This is a genomic window from Ectothiorhodospira marina (assembly GCF_900109495.1).
Taxonomy (GTDB): Bacteria; Pseudomonadota; Gammaproteobacteria; order Ectothiorhodospirales; family Ectothiorhodospiraceae; genus Ectothiorhodospira; species Ectothiorhodospira marina.
This window is the reverse complement of record NZ_FOAA01000010.1, coordinates 60,721-75,547: the sequence shown is the minus strand read 5'-3', so window position 1 is coordinate 75,547 and position 14,827 is coordinate 60,721. Positions and strand designations below refer to the sequence as shown.

Genomic DNA, 14,827 nt, shown 5'->3' with positions numbered 1-14,827 from the left:
GGTCAAAGCAGTTCCTTCACGACCTCGTACACGCACATGACATCCTCGCGGGTACAGTCGAACTGCCCCACCTGGACGCGGATGATGAGACGGCCATGGTGACGGGTCTGGGTGAGATAGACGCGCCCATCATCGTTGATGCGCTTGAGCAGGGCCTCGGTGGCGGCATCGCCCGAGTCCAGGGCGAAGCTGAACAGCGACAGCTGCGGGTGGGTGACGATCTGGATGCCTGGCAGGGTGGCCAGGGTCTCGGCCAGCTCCTCGGCCCAGGCCACGTGGTTGCGGATGCGCTGGCGCAGGCCTTCCAGACCATAGGCGCGCAGGGTGAACCAGATCTTCAGCGCGCGAAAGCGCCGGCCCAGGGGCACGGTCCATTCATTGAAGTCGGTCATGGACTCGGACTTGCCCAGGGTCTTCAGGTAGTCAGGGCGCAGGCCCAGGGTGCGGACCTGGGGGTCGGGATTGGCCAGGAACTGCACCGAACAGTCGAACTGCACGCCCAGCCACTTGTGAGGGTTGAAGACGATGCTGTCGGCACCGTCGATGCCTTCCCACAGGTGCCGGTATTCCGGGCAGATCATGGCTGAACCGGCCCAGGCGGCATCCACATGGGTGGGCAGACCATGCACCCGGGCCACGGCAACCCCATCGGCGATGCGGTCGCAGGCACCGATCCCGGTGCCGCCCATACACAGGATGATGCCGGCGGGCAGATGGCCGGCCTCACGGTCGGCGCGGATGGCAGCGTCCAGGGCCTTCATGTCCATGGCGTGTCCGGCATCGGTGGGGATCTTGACCAGGTTCTCCTGACCGATGCCGGCGATGCGCACGTCCTTGTCGATGGAGGAATGCACATGGCTGGAGGCATAGAGGCGCAGCGTCGGCTGCCCCTGCAGCCCCTGGGCGTTGCCCAGCCAGTTCAATGCCTGCTCGCGCATGGTGAGGATGGCGGAGAGGGTGGCGGTGGTGGCGCTGTCGTGCAGGGTGCCGGTGAAGTGCGGGTCCAGCCCCAGGGCATCCCGCAGCCAGATCACCATGACCTCTTCCATCTCCGTGGCTGCCGGCGAGGTCTGCCAGAGCATGGCCTGGGCGGCCATGGCATTGGCCAGTTGCTCGGCCAGCATGGAGGCGGGCGAGGCATTGCCGGGGAAGTAGGCGAAGAACCGCGGATGCTGCCAGTGGGTCATGGCATCGGGCACGATGCGGGCAAAGTCGTCGAAGATGGCCTCCATGGGCTCGGGCTTTTCCGGGGCCTGGCCGGGGAGTTGGGCGCGGGTGTCGCCGGGACGGGTTTGCGCCCGCACGGGCCGGTCACGCAGGCCCTGATGATAGTCGTGGATCCAGTCCGCCGCCCGTTTGGACCAGTCCTGCAGGTCATCATGGTTCATCGGTGAGTCCTTGGCTCCATTGCGATGGGCCAGTGTACTGAGTTGGAGTCCTGTTCCGCCATCGTTACCCGCTGGTCCTGGGGAGAGGGTGTGCTCGTAGGGAGCGCTGTACGGGCCGTTCGTGAACGGCCCCGGCGGAGTGTCTGGCGCGGGTGATCCATCGGGTGGGGGTGGTGGCATCCGCAGCGCCGGCCGGGCGCTTCTCGAAGCGCCCCTACTGGTAGGTGGCCCCTACTCGAAGGGTCCCTGCTGGAAGCGCCCCTACTGGAAGGGCCCCTACTCGATACTCACCGGGTCAATGGCACGCCCCCGAAGCGGTACGCTGGCTTGTAGGGAGTGGGGCTTAGTATGATCGGGGCATGTATCCATTCCCAGTATCAGGAAAAACGCTTCGTCAGCCAAATGGCCTGGATGATCGGTCGGGGCGCGTTGCAGTGGCCCCTGGTCAGGAGGCGGCCCCATGGCCAGGACAGCGATAGAGCCCATGCCCCAGACGGGCCTGAGTGACTGGAAAGCCATCTGGAACCGCCTGGAACCGGGAGACAAGCATCGGGCGATGCTCTCCTTTCTTGAGCGACTGCGGGATCCCGCTTCGCGCCTGGAGATGGTCTGTGATACCACCCTCAAGACCCTGGCGCGGCGCAAGCGTTTCCGGGTCGAAACCCTGCGTCGCATGAAGAATCCGCAACTGGCCGGTGTGCTGCTGCCCAATGCGCCCACCCTGTTCGGCGCCCGGGAGTGGACGCTGCTGTTCCTGGGGTATTTTGCCGATTACAAGTCGCCCATCATGTGCCGGTTCCTGGACCTGTGTGGCGTGCCCCATGATGACCGCGGCTTCGTGGTGGGGGGGGATTCAAGGATCCGCGCTCCCGGGGATGTGCAGGCCACCACGCAGACCCTGGTGGAGGAATTCAGCGCGCGCGAGGTGGCCATCTACTTTCGCGTGCTCACGCAGATGGATCCGCAACTGTGGCATTTCCTGGATCCGGTCCTGCCCGAACTGACCCGGGCCATGGAGGAAGAGGAGGCCGCCCGCGCCCAGGAGGCGGTGGTGGATGCCCAGATCGCCGACACCCTGGAGGTGTCGGAGGACTTCACCCAACTGGATCGGGTGATCCTGGATCAGATCCTGGCGACCCTGAACGGTGACGACCGGGCCCTGAAGCCTAACGAACTGGTGGACCTGGTGGAGTCGGTCCATGCCCTGGATACCACACGGCAGCGTACCTATTTCCATCTGGGTTTCATGGATGCCCTGTTGCCGGAGAGGGAGATCGACGCCGCTCGCCGGGAGATGGATGACGAGCAGCGCCAGTGGTATCTCTCCGGTGTGCTCAGCGCCCATGTGCGGCAGCGGGACCATGATGCTGTCAAGGCAATACTGGCGCGTCATGGCGGGGTATTCCGGGGCGCGGCCAAGACACCCGGCGGTGCCGGGGCGGGGCTCATCAACGAGGTCTACGGCTACCTGCTGGAGCAGGGCTATGATCGAGAGGCCATGCAACTGCTGCGCGGTCAGCGCTCGCATCTCAGCCCGGCCACCTTCTCCCTGATCCTGGATAAGGCCACCACCGCCATCCGTGAGGGCGATCCGGCCCTGGCCAATGTGCTGCTGGTGGAACTGCGTCAGGGCTTGCCCTATGTGCAGCTGGACCCGGATCAGCGGGAGCGCATGGATACCCTGCTGGAGCGTCGCCTGGGTCAGGCATTGCAGGCCCAGGGGAATTTCATCGGCGCCCGTGAAATCTTCGCGCGGCTCATCGAGGAAGACCGGGTGAATACCCCCTGCCTGCTGGCCGATCGGGGGCTGGTGAGCGGAGGCTTCCGGTCACTGGCGGATGTGGTGCTGCCGGACGATCCGGAGCGGTGTGCCAACACCCTGGTGCAACTGGAGCACGGTGAGGCCTATTTCCGCCAGGCGGTGGATCGCTTCGAGCGCCTGGCCATCAATGCCCATCACGCCCTGGCGGTGCTGGAGTTCCTGCGCTGGTCCGGACCGGATGGCCAGGACGCAGTCCGTGATCGGGCTCTGGTGCATGTGAATGAGGCCCTGATCGGCATGATGAGCGATACCGCATCGACAGCCTACGAGCGGCTGGGGTTGCTGGGTCAATGCCGATTCATGCAGGCGGTGCTGATGATGGCCCGCCTGGACCAGGGCTCGGCCCGTGCCGCTATCGAGTCCTGGCGGGCCATCGCCAACGAAACCGGTCGCTTGCCCCGCTGGGGTGTGCAGCGTTTCCTGGAATCGGCCGACCTGGTGGAGCCTCGACTGGCCACGGAGATTGCCGAGTGCGTCTGGCGTCACGGGGGGGAATCGTCGCTGACCATGATTGATCGACCTGAGTGGTTCGCCGGGTCGGTGTATCTGCAGGACGAACTCCTCACCCTTGCGCGTAATAGCGGCGACAAGTCCGGTATCGAACAGTGGCGTGTCTGGTCGGTGCTGGTGCCGGCCGCCCTGTCGGCAGGGCGCGTGGATGTGGCCCAGGAGGGGCTGGATGCCATGGAGGCCCTGGCCCAGGATTCGCGTTTCTGCGAGCCCATGCTCCAGTGGCTGGAGCACCCCGAGCGCCTGGATCCAGCCTGGTCGGAGGTGGAGATCCTTCGCTCCCGGTTTCGTCTTTACCGACGCCTGGGCCGGGATCCAGAGGCCTTCGCCCAGTTGCGGGCGTTGTTCTACGCCCTGCGTGACACCCGCCCCATGGAGGCGGCCCAGGCGCTGGATCTATTTCGGGAGTGTGATGCCCCGGGTGAGTATTTTGCCGATTTGCATCTGCCGGACACGGCCTCGGACGAGGGTGACGATGCCGACCTGGAAGAACAGTTGCGGGTGGGCGCCCCGGTGAAGGTGCTGTTCGTGGGGGGTAACGAGATCCAGGCCCGCTATACCGACACCATCAGCCGCACCCTGGCCGAGGAATGGCCGGGGGTGGTGGTGTCGTTTCGTCACACGGGCTGGTCTTCCAACTGGGGAAGGGACGTGGATGTGCTCAAGCGCCAGGCGATCGATGCCGATGCCGTGGTGCTGATGACCATGATGCGCACCACCCTGGGCCGCGCCCTGCGCGAGGCCCTGAACGATCCGCCCCGTCCGTGGATCCCCTGTACGGGCACAGGCAAGCAGGCGTTGCTGGAGAGCATCCGGCGGGCGGCGCGGGTGGGCTTGCAGATGCAATCGGGGCAGGCATCCACCCTGCGGGAATAGCGCTTATGGAGAAGCAGGCGAGACAGATCAAGGGATGATCATGAGCCGCTGGAAAATCGTTATTTACCATGGTAATAACTCACCCCTGAAAAATTCCATGGAAAAGGAGCAGTTTTTTTAGAACAAGACGACTCGGGGGGAGTATGGGGAGAAAGGTGGTTTCGATGGTGGCAGGTGCGCTGGCGCTGTCCATTGGCATGGGGACGGGCGTGGCCACGGCCGAGTGGGACTGGGGGGGGGATCTTCGAGTCCGGGTGACGGATCTGAAGGATATTCCCATGACGGTGCCAGCCGAGGTGGATCAACTCTTCAATCGCACCCGCACCCGCCTGTGGGCCAGCTATGCGTTCAGCGAGGACATCCAGTTCAATGGCCGGCTGATGAACGAATTCCGCTTCTACGACAAGGATCGTCAGTACACCCGCGATCACGACCCGCTGGGCGAGATCGTTCCCGATCTGCTCTATGTGGATATCAACAACCTGGCGGGGGGCAGGGTGGACCTGCGTCTGGGCCGCCAGGAACTGATCTACGGTACGGGCAACATCCTGCTCAACGGTACCCCGCGGGATGGTTCCCGCAGCCTGTTTTACAATGCCATCAAGGCTAGCGTGGCCCTGGGGCCGGAGCACAGTGTGGATTTGCTGGCCATCTATAATGAGGCCAAGGATTCGCTGACCCTCAACCGGGAACCGCAACTGACGTTGATCGAGCACGACGAGGCGGCGGCGGGGCTGTATGGGCGTTATGAGGGGGTGGAGGACATGCCTCTGGAGTATTACTGGATCTATAAGGAAGAAAAGGACCGTAGCTACCCGAGGCAGGGGATCGAGGCCGATGCCGATTTCCACACCGTGGGTGTTCGCGCGGCCCCCGACTGGGGCCGGTGGTCCGCCAATCTGGAGATGGCCGTACAGCGGGGCAGTCAGGAGGAGGATGATCTCAAGGGTGAGTTGCTGGATGCCTCGGTCACGCTCCGGCCCGACATGTGGGGTGAAACCCGGCCTGCGTTCACTGCCGGCTTTTACTATCTTTCCGGCAATGAAGGGGGGACCGCGGATAACGAGGGATGGCGCCCGGTGTTCTCTCGCTGGCCGCAGTTCAGTGAGCTGTATGCCTATGGCTTTATCGGCAGTGAGTTCGGGGTGGCCGGCTGGAGCAATCTGAAGGCTCCCTTTGTGGGCCTGGACATGAAACCTTCACCAAGCACTTCCCTGAAACTTCGCTATCATCGGATGTACGCGGATGAAAGGGACGGCCCGGGCAATGGTGATCTGCGCGGCGACCTGCTTACCGCGGTGCTGGGGGTGAACCTGGCCGAGAATCTGCGCGGCCACCTGTGGGCCGAGTTCCTGGATCCCGGTCATTACCATGCAAGAGGGGCGGATGATGCCCATTTCCTTCGGGCCAATATTGAATACAGTTTCTAGGTTGGCGGTACGGGGCACCGATCACGGGGCAGGGGTGGGACTCTTGCGCTGCCGGCTGGTCATTGCTGGAATGTCCTCATGACCGTCAGCGATCCCTTCCAGGATGTGCTCGTGATTCAGGATCGCCTGCCGATCCTGCACAGCACCGTGGAGGCCTTGCCCCAGGGGGAGGAACTGGCCCGCATCAATGAGGCCAATGAGGGTCTGCTGAGGGTGTATGTCAGCCTGGATGACGCCTCTTCGCGGGTGAATGAAGAACTTGGGAGCGAGATCTCCCATGAATTGGCTCGCATCGAGACCAAGCTCAATGTGATTCTCGAGATGCTGGGGTCCTTGCTGCACACACAGGTGACGTCACCGGATCCGGTGAACATGCGGATCTCTGCGGAGGGGTTGGGGTGGGTGCAAGGAGAGCGCTTGGAGCCGGGCCAGATGCTGCGCATGCACTGGCACCTGTGCCCGCAATTCCCACGGCCGCTGGAGCTCTACGGCGAGGTGGCCTCGTGCCAGGCGTTGCCGGAGGGTTACGAGATTTCCGTGCGGTTTCGTGGCCTCAGCCCGTTACTTGAAGAGGGTATCCAGAAGCTGGTATTCAGGCGACACCGCCGCAGCGTGGCCCAGTCCCGGTCCCGCTGACCGGGCTTCCGCTTGTCGGTGACATGGTGCGGTATAACGGAAGCGAACCTGTCAGGGGCAGGCCTGGTGGGACATGAGTGAGGTTTTGGGTTTATCCTGCGGGCCCAGCGATTGCTTCCGGCTGACAATTTCATGGCAATTGACGATACAGGCACATTCAACATGATCGATACGCCGCTGCCGCGGATGCCGCGGAGCGTCATGGTGCTTGCCAGCCAGCCAGAGCGCGTTCAGCAACTCAGGACCGTCCTGGAATTCATGGAATGCGATCCCGTGGTGGTCTCGCTGGATGATGTGGCCACGGGTCTGGATACGGATACGTCCTGGCTGATGGTTCTGGTCAGTGGCTGTGTGGGAAGTGCTCGGGACCTGAAATCCCTTGAGGCGTTGAAGAGCCATGAGGGACTGCCGCTGCCCATCGCGCTGGTGGGTGACGAGAGTGAGTTCGGCGCCCTCCCGGAGGAGGTTGCCCCCCGTTTGCTGCGTCGTCTGGATTATCCGCCACGCGTGACGCAATGGTCCGATACCCTGCAGCGCGCCCGGCATCTGGTGGTGAATGGTGTGGATCTGAGTGGCCGGGTTCGACAGGCGCTCTATCAGTCCCTGGTGGGCTGTAATCGGCATATGCAACGTATCCGTGATCACATTGAGCAGGTGGCCATTACGGATGCCAATGTGCTGATCCTTGGTGAGACGGGGACCGGTAAGGAAGTGGTGGCCCGCAATATTCACAATTGCTCTGCCCGGCAGGGCAAGCCCTTTGTGGCCGTCAATTGTGGCGCCATTCCCGGTGAACTCCTGGAGAGCGAGTTGTTCGGGCATGAGAAAGGTGCCTTCACGGGGGCGATCAGTGCCCGCCCTGGGCGTTTTGAGCTGGCTCAGGGCGGGACGTTGTTCCTCGATGAAATCGGTGACATGCCTGTGCCCATGCAGGTCAAGCTGCTGCGGGTGTTGCAGGAACGGACCTTCGAGCGGGTGGGTAGCACCAAGACCCTGACCACGGACGCCCGGATTATCGCGGCCACCCATCGCGATCTGGAGTCGGCCATTGAGGAGGGTGGGTTCCGTGAGGATCTTTACTATCGACTCAATGTATTTCCCATTGAAGTGCCCTCCCTGAAAGAGCGTATCGAAGACCTGCCGCTGTTGATCAGTGAACTGCTCCGCCGCATGGAGGCCGAGGGGCGGGGGTGCGTGCGCCTGTCTTCCGGCACACTCCAGGTGCTGGCCCGGCACCCATGGCCGGGCAACGTACGCGAACTGGCCAACCTCATGGAGCGCCTGGCGATCATGCACCCGGGTGGGACCGTGGAGCCGATGGATCTGCCTCGAAAGTTCCGTAGCGACCTCAGTGAGGATGAACTGGAACAGGCCGGGGAGGTGTCGAGTCCCTTCATGGCGAGCGGCGTTGGAGGAGCCGCCAGCGACGGTGTCCCTGATGAAGGTCTCGATCTCAAGGAATATATGGGTGAACTGGAGATGCGTCTTATCCGGGATGCCCTGGACAAGTCGGGTGGCGTGGTGGCTCAGGCGGCAAAACTCCTGGGCATGCGCCGCACGACGCTGGTGGAACGAATGCGGAAATTTGGCATTACCCGCGCGGAAGATGCGGCAGAATCTTGACGATTTCTCGGATGTTAATTTCAAGTTGTTGAATGTAAATGAATAAATAGTTTGGCATGTAACCTGCTTAAGTCCTGGTAAAGGCCCGTCTCGCGCTGCGTCGCTGACAGGTCACAACAGGACACGATGTGGAGCAGGTGCAATGAGTCAAATGACCCTCTTGACCACGGAGCCTGATGGCGAGGTTCCGGATCTGGTGGCTGAAGACCCCCGAAGTCGGGATCTCCTGACATTGGCTCGCCGCGTTGCCGCGTCCGAAGTGACGGTGATGATCAACGGCGAATCCGGGGTAGGTAAGGAAGTCTTCGCCCGTTTCATTCATGACCATTCTTCCCGGGCGAACGCCCCCTTCGTAGCGCTGAACTGCGCCGCGATCCCTGAAAATATGCTGGAGGCCATGCTCTTTGGCCATGAGCGGGGTGCCTTCACCGGTGCTTATGAATCCCGGCCAGGCAAATTCGAACTGGCTGAGGGTGGCACCCTGCTACTCGATGAGATTTCCGAGATGGACCACGGGCTGCAGGCCAAGCTGCTGCGCGTATTGCAGGAGCGGGAGGTGGAACGTCTGGGAGGGCGCCATCCGCGTCCGGTGGATGTGCGTGTGCTTGCCACATCCAATCGCAATCTCCAGGAGGCGGTGGCCGATGGCCAGTTCCGGGAAGACCTCTACTACCGCCTGAACGTGTTTCCCCTTCTGATTCCCCCTTTGCGCGACCGCCCTGGCGATATTCTGCCCCTGGCGCGACGGCTCATTCATGTCCATGGGCGCGGCATCGATCACGCACAACTCACCCAGGCGGCGGCGGCCCGTCTCGTGGATCATCCCTGGCCTGGCAATGTGCGGGAACTGGATAACGTGATCCAGCGCGCCATGATCCTGCGGGATGGGGTGGATATCGATGCTGAATCCCTTCAGTTCGAGGGTGTGACGGGTCTGGATACGTCGCTGCAGCCACCGTTCATGGGGCAGACCGAGCACGTATCTTCCTCGGTCATTCGAGATCAGCGACTGGGCGATAACCTGCGCTCCCGCGAGGAGCAGCTGATTCTGGATGCACTGCGGATGGAGGATGGCAGCCGCAAGGACGCTGCCGCCCGGTTGGGCATCAGCCCGCGCACGCTGCGTTACAAATTGGCGAGGTTGCGTGAAGCCGGTGTGACCATTCCTTGAAACTCGACTCCCGTGGGTAGATGGCTTGAGACGACATGGGTCGTGAATTGAATCGTATGTGGAGGGCACTGTCATGAGCGACAGACAAATCAACCAGGTGTTGCAACAGATGCGTTCGCTGGCGGCGAATGCCGGGGTGGAGGGGCAACCTGCCGCGAATCGGGAGATCCAGCCCGGTCAGCCGGATTTTTCCACCATGCTGCGTGAGTCCCTGGACAAGGTGAGCGAGACTCAAAAGTCGAGCAGTGAGCTGGCAACGCGCTTTGAAATGGGCGATCCGGATGTGGATCTGCCCCAGGTCATGGTGGCCAAACAAAAGGCCAGTGTCGCCTTTGAGGCCACTACCCAGATTCGTAACCGTCTGGTGTCCGCATACCAGGACATCATGAACATGCAGGTCTGAGGACCGGTAGGGCATCATTATGGCCACTTCACTGACCACCACATTCAATCAGCAGGTCGAAGGTTTCAACCGGCTGCCCGCACAGAGCCAGATCGGCCTGTTGGTCGGTGTGGCCGCTGCGATTGCGCTGGTGGTGAGCCTGTTCATCTGGCTCAACCGACCCGACTACACCATCCTCTATCCAGACCTGGGACAAAGCGAGAGCGCCGAGGTGATGCAGGCCCTGGATCAGCAGGGGATCAACTACCGGGTGGACCGGGTATCGGGCGCCCTGACGGTGCCCGCCGATTCGGTGCACAAGGCCCGTTTGCAGATGGCCACGGAAGGTCTGCCACAGTCGAGCGATTTTGGCTTCGAGCTCATGCAGGAGGACCAAGGGATCGGCACCAGTCGGCTGGTGCAGACTGCCCGCTATCACCGGGCCCTGGAGGGAGAACTGGCCCGCTCCGTAGCCACCTTGTCCAGCGTGGAGGCGGCGCGCGTGCATCTGGCCATGCCCCGCGAAACGGTATTCGTGCGCGATCGTGGACAGCCCAGCGCCTCGGTGGTGGTGACCCTGCATCCCGGGCGCACCCTGGATGAGCGGCGCGTGGCCGGCATTGTGCACCTGGTGTCGTCCAGTGTGCCGGGCATGGAGCCCGAGAGTGTGACGGTGGTGGACCAGCGCGGACGGCTGATGACACAGGATGTCGAGGACGATGGCATGACCCTGTCCACTCGCAACCTGGAGTTCACCCGCTTGATGGAAGAGGATCTGTCGCAGCGGGTGATGGACATCATTGCTCCCATTGTTGGCGAGGACGGCGTGCGGGCGCGTGTGTCCGCGGATCTCGACTTTTCTCGTATTGAACGCACCATCGAGAACTACGACCCGGAACTCACCGCACTGCGCAGCGAACAGTATATGGAGGAAGATACCCGGGGTGGAGTGGGGGGGGACATGGGCATTCCGGGGGCTCTGACCAATCAGCCACCTGCCGGCGGTGAACTGGGCGCCGAGGGTGAGGGGGTGATGGATCCTGGCGCGGAGTTGCCGGGTTCGTCGCGGCGCAGTGGGACACGCAACTATGAAGTGGACCGCACCATCAGCCATGTGCGCGAGGCACCCGGCACGGTAAGGCGCCTGTCGGTGGCCGTGGTGGTCGACTTTCAGGAACAGATGAATGAAGAGGGCGAGATGGTGCGTGAGCCCCTGCCGCCGGAGGAGTTGGCGCGCATCGAGGGCCTGGTTCAGCAGGCGGTTGGTTTTGACGCCCGGCGCGGTGATAGTGTTAATGTGATCAGTGCGCCTTTCCGGGTGGAACCGGAGCCTGAGCCGCTGCCCGAGCCACCTGTATGGGAGCAGGCCTGGGCGCAGGAACTGGCCCGCACGGCCCTACTGGCTCTGGTGGCCCTGTTGGCAATCCTGTTGGTGGTGCGGCCACTGCTCAAGGGGCTGGCTGCCCAGGGGGCTGCCGGCAAGGAAGAGGACGAAGAGGGCAAGGCCGCCGGTGAGGGTGAGGTGGGAGAAGACCAGCTCAGCCTGACCAGTCAGGGGGATGAACCCATGGCGTTGCCCGGCAAGGGTAACCGTGACTACGAGACGAACCTGGAGCGGGTGCGTGAATTGATCAAGGATGATCCTAAACTGGTGGCTCAAGTGGTGAAAAACTGGGTGGCGGAAGATGGAGCCTAAAAGCAAATTGAGCGGTCCGAATCGCGCCGCAGTCTTTCTGATGAGCCTGGGCGAAGAGGCAGCAGCGGAGGTACTGCGGCACATGGGACCCAAGGAGGTCCAGAGCGTCGGGACCGCCATGGCCTCCTTGACCAACGTCTCGAAATCGGACGTGGCGCAGGTGGTGGATGATTTCGTCGCCACGGTGGATGAGCAGACAGCCCTGGGGATGGGCTCTGACGACTACATTCGCAGTGTGCTCAACAGCGCGCTGGGTAAGGATAAGGCGGATGGCGTCATCGACCGGATCCTGCTGGGCCGCAACTCCAAGGGCCTTGAATCCCTCAAGTGGATGGATCCGCGGGCGGTCGCCGAGGTGATTCGCCTTGAGCACCCTCAGATCATCGCCATCGTGTTGTCCTACCTGGACCCTGATCATGCGGCCTCGGTACTCTCCTTCCTGCCGGATCGGACGCAGCCGGACATCCTCATGCGCATTGCGACACTCGACGGTGTGCAACCGACCGCGTTGCAGGAGCTGGACGAGATTCTGGAGCGACAGTTCGCAGGCAACATGAACGTCAAGTCGTCCAGTGTCGGTGGGATCAAGAGCGCAGCCACCATCCTCAACTTCATGGATTCCTCCAAGGAAGGCTCCATACTGGATAAGGTGCGGGATGTGGATGAAGCGTTGAGTCAGAAGATCCAGGATCTCATGTTCGTGTTCGGTAATCTGGCGGATCTCGATGACCGCAGTATCCAGTCCTTGCTCAGGGAGCTGTCCACGGATTCCCTGGTGATGGCCCTGAAGGGGGCGGATGAGCACTTGAAGGACAGGATTTTCAAGAATATGTCCAAGCGGGCTGGCGAGATGCTGCAGGACGATCTCGAGGCCAAGGGTCCGGTGCGCCTGAGCGAAGTGGAGGCGGCCCAGAAGGAAATCCTTGGCATCGCCCGCCGCATGGCCGAGGCCGGCGAGATTGTCCTTGGCAACAAGGGCTCCGAGCAGATGGTCTAAGGAGGCAAGAGCATGGGTGGCAACGAACGCGTGATTCCCCAGGCCCAGGCCGGCCAGGCCCAGTTGTGGAAGATCCCCGAGGTGGGCGACCCGCCGCCGGCTCCCGAACCTGAGGCGCAGGCCGACGAGGAGACCGATGCCGATGCGGGCTTGATGTTACCCACCGCGGAGCGCATTCGCGAGATCGAGGATCAGGCCTATCAGGCTGGATTTGAGCGGGGACGGGAAGCCGGCTACGAAGAGGGGCTGAGCACCGGGCGCGAGATGGGATACAAGGATGGTGAGGCCAAGGGCGTCAAGGCAGCCGAAAAGACCACCGAGCAGCGGTTAAAGGCCTGGGACCGGTTGCTCCAGGGGCTGGTGACTCCCTACGAAGAACTGGATGCGGTGATCGAGGAGGAGTTGGTACAGCTGGCCATCGCCGTGGCCAGACAGTTGGTTCGCCGCGAACTGCGCACGGATCCATCGGCCGTCGTGGCGGTATTGCGTGAAGCCCTGAGTGTACTGCCCAGTGCTGATCGCAAGGTCAGGCTGTATCTGCATCCCCAGGATGCCAAGCTGGTCAAGGATGCACTGCATCTCAATGATCTTGAGCGACCTTGGTCGGTGGTGGATGACCCCACGCTCAGCCGGGGGGGCGTCAAGCTGGAGACGGATACCTCAAGGGTGGATGCCAGTCTGGAAGCGAGGCTGAATGCCGTGATTGCATCGGTGTGGGGCGGCGAGCGCCGCAGTGACCACATTGAGGAGGACAACCCGACCGAAGCCCTTGTATCGGCACGGCCAAAGCCTGCCCGGGAGGCTGAACTGGCGCCTTCCCACGACCCCCGGGTAGCGGGTTCTGGCGGCGAGAATGGGTGAGGCCGCCATCATTCCCCGGTTGATTGCCCCCCAGGCCCGTATCGCACGGCTTGAGGCGCGTCTGAAGCGCTATCGGGGTCGCCTCGAACATGCCCGCTCGGTGGTGGCCGAGGGTCGCCTGGTGCGCATGGTGGGGCTGACTCTGGAGGCGGAAGGGTGTCAGGTTTCCGTCGGTGGCCGGTGTCGTGTCGTCAGTCTGGGTGGCCAGGAGGTCGAGGCGGAGGTGGTGGGTTTTTCCGGGGAGCGGACCTATCTGATGCCCGTGGGCGATATCAGCGGCCTGACACCGGGAGCCCGGGTGATTCCCACGCGTCATGCACGGGAGACGCTGGTGGGAGAAGCTTTGCTGGGCCGGGTTCTGGATGGCTCGGGCCGGCCTCTGGATGGGGGGGGATTGCCCCAATGCGATGATCATGTGTCGCTGAATGGCAGGCCCATCAACCCACTGGCACGTGAACCCATTCATGAGCCGCTGGACGTGGGGATCCGTGCCATCAATGGATTGCTCACCGTGGGGCGGGGTCAGCGCATGGGCCTGTTTGCGGGCAGTGGCGTGGGCAAGAGTGTGCTGTTGGGGATGATGACCCGTTACACCGCGGCGGATATCACCGTGGTGGGGCTGATCGGCGAGCGCGGACGTGAGGTCAACGAATTCGTGCAGAAGATCCTGGGGCCGGAGGGCATGGCGCGGGCGGTGGTGGTGGCTGTGCCCGCTGACCATCCCCCGTTGATGCGTCTGCATGGCGCCATGCTGGCCACCAGCATTGCCGAATATTTCCGCGACAAGGGACACAACGTGCTGCTGTTGATGGACTCGCTGACCCGCTTTGCCCAGGCGCAGCGGGAGATCTCCCTGGCCATCGGCGAACCGCCTGCCACCAAGGGCTACACGCCTTCGGTTTTTGCCCGTCTGCCGCAATTGGTGGAGCGCGCCGGCAATGGGGATCGGGGCTCAGGCTCGATCACAGCGTTTTACACGGTACTGGCGGAGGGGGATGACACCAATGATCCGATTTCCGACGCGGCTCGTGCCATCCTGGATGGGCATGTGGTCCTCTCCCGGCGTATCGCCGATACGGGACGTTACCCGGCCGTTGATGTGGAGGCCTCGGTGTCGCGGGTGATGAATGACATTGTCGACCCGGGGCATGTGCAGGCAGCGCGTCAGTTCAAACAATTGTATTCACAATATCAGCAAAATCGCGACCTGATCAGCGTAGGCGCCTATCAAAAGGGGGCCGACCCCCGTGTGGACGAGGCCATTGCCCTGTTCCCCCGTCTTGAGCGATTTTTGCAGCAGGATCTGCGAGAAGCCGTGAACTTCAAGAAGAGCCTGCGGGATTTGGAAGAGTTGGTTTCCAGACGGAGCGCGGTGCAGGCAGAAAGGCCCGCTCAGGAGGATGTCAATGCAGGTCGTGGAATAGCGTCGTGAGGT

At 62.6% G+C, this 14,827-nt stretch carries 11 protein-coding genes; 10 read left to right on the top strand and 1 reads right to left on the bottom strand.

The genetic code is table 11. From position 1 onward, the window contains the following. Positions 1-2: 2 nt before the first annotated feature. A complete protein-coding gene (locus BMY52_RS09730) occupies positions 3-1,388 on the bottom strand; it encodes a pyridoxal phosphate-dependent decarboxylase family protein (protein WP_090253875.1) in 1,386 nt (461 codons plus the stop codon). Between the two features lie 460 nt (positions 1,389-1,848). Here BMY52_RS09730 and BMY52_RS09725 point away from each other — a divergent pair, with 460 nt between their 5' ends. From BMY52_RS09725 to fliI, 10 genes are all read left to right on the top strand, one after another. Further along, positions 1,849-4,596: a hypothetical protein gene (locus BMY52_RS09725; protein WP_143050459.1), complete on the top strand. Its 2,748-nt coding sequence runs from the start codon at positions 1,849-1,851 to the stop codon at positions 4,594-4,596. 164 nt (positions 4,597-4,760) lie between these two features. After that, on the top strand, positions 4,761-6,026 hold the full coding sequence (locus BMY52_RS09720; protein WP_245740762.1) for an alginate export family protein: 1,266 nt from the start codon (positions 4,761-4,763) through the stop codon (positions 6,024-6,026). A gap of 78 nt (positions 6,027-6,104) precedes the next feature. Further along, on the top strand, positions 6,105-6,662 hold the full coding sequence (locus BMY52_RS09715; protein WP_090253869.1) for a PilZ domain-containing protein: 558 nt from the start codon (positions 6,105-6,107) through the stop codon (positions 6,660-6,662). A gap of 132 nt (positions 6,663-6,794) precedes the next feature. Then, positions 6,795-8,285: a sigma-54 dependent transcriptional regulator gene (locus tag BMY52_RS09710; protein ID WP_245740760.1), complete on the top strand. Its 1,491-nt coding sequence runs from the start codon at positions 6,795-6,797 to the stop codon at positions 8,283-8,285. 142 nt (positions 8,286-8,427) lie between these two features. Next, positions 8,428-9,456, top strand: a complete 1,029-nt coding sequence (locus tag BMY52_RS09705) for a sigma-54 interaction domain-containing protein (protein WP_090253867.1) — start codon at positions 8,428-8,430, stop codon at positions 9,454-9,456. Positions 9,457-9,529: 73 nt separating this feature from the next. After that, a complete protein-coding gene (gene fliE / locus BMY52_RS09700) occupies positions 9,530-9,859 on the top strand; it encodes a flagellar hook-basal body complex protein FliE (RefSeq protein WP_090253865.1) in 330 nt (109 codons plus the stop codon). Positions 9,860-9,878: 19 nt separating this feature from the next. Beyond that, positions 9,879-11,534: a flagellar basal-body MS-ring/collar protein FliF gene (gene fliF / locus BMY52_RS09695; RefSeq protein WP_090253863.1), complete on the top strand. Its 1,656-nt coding sequence runs from the start codon at positions 9,879-9,881 to the stop codon at positions 11,532-11,534. Beyond that, on the top strand, positions 11,524-12,531 hold the full coding sequence (gene fliG / locus BMY52_RS09690; protein WP_090253861.1) for a flagellar motor switch protein FliG: 1,008 nt from the start codon (positions 11,524-11,526) through the stop codon (positions 12,529-12,531). The genes fliF and fliG overlap by 11 nt, the downstream gene beginning before the upstream one ends. A gap of 12 nt (positions 12,532-12,543) precedes the next feature. Continuing rightward, a complete protein-coding gene (locus BMY52_RS09685; protein WP_090253859.1) occupies positions 12,544-13,392 on the top strand; it encodes a flagellar assembly protein FliH in 849 nt (282 codons plus the stop codon). Beyond that, on the top strand, positions 13,385-14,824 hold the full coding sequence (gene fliI, locus BMY52_RS09680; RefSeq protein WP_090253857.1) for a flagellar protein export ATPase FliI: 1,440 nt from the start codon (positions 13,385-13,387) through the stop codon (positions 14,822-14,824). The genes BMY52_RS09685 and fliI overlap by 8 nt, the downstream gene beginning before the upstream one ends. Positions 14,825-14,827 lie beyond the last annotated feature (3 nt).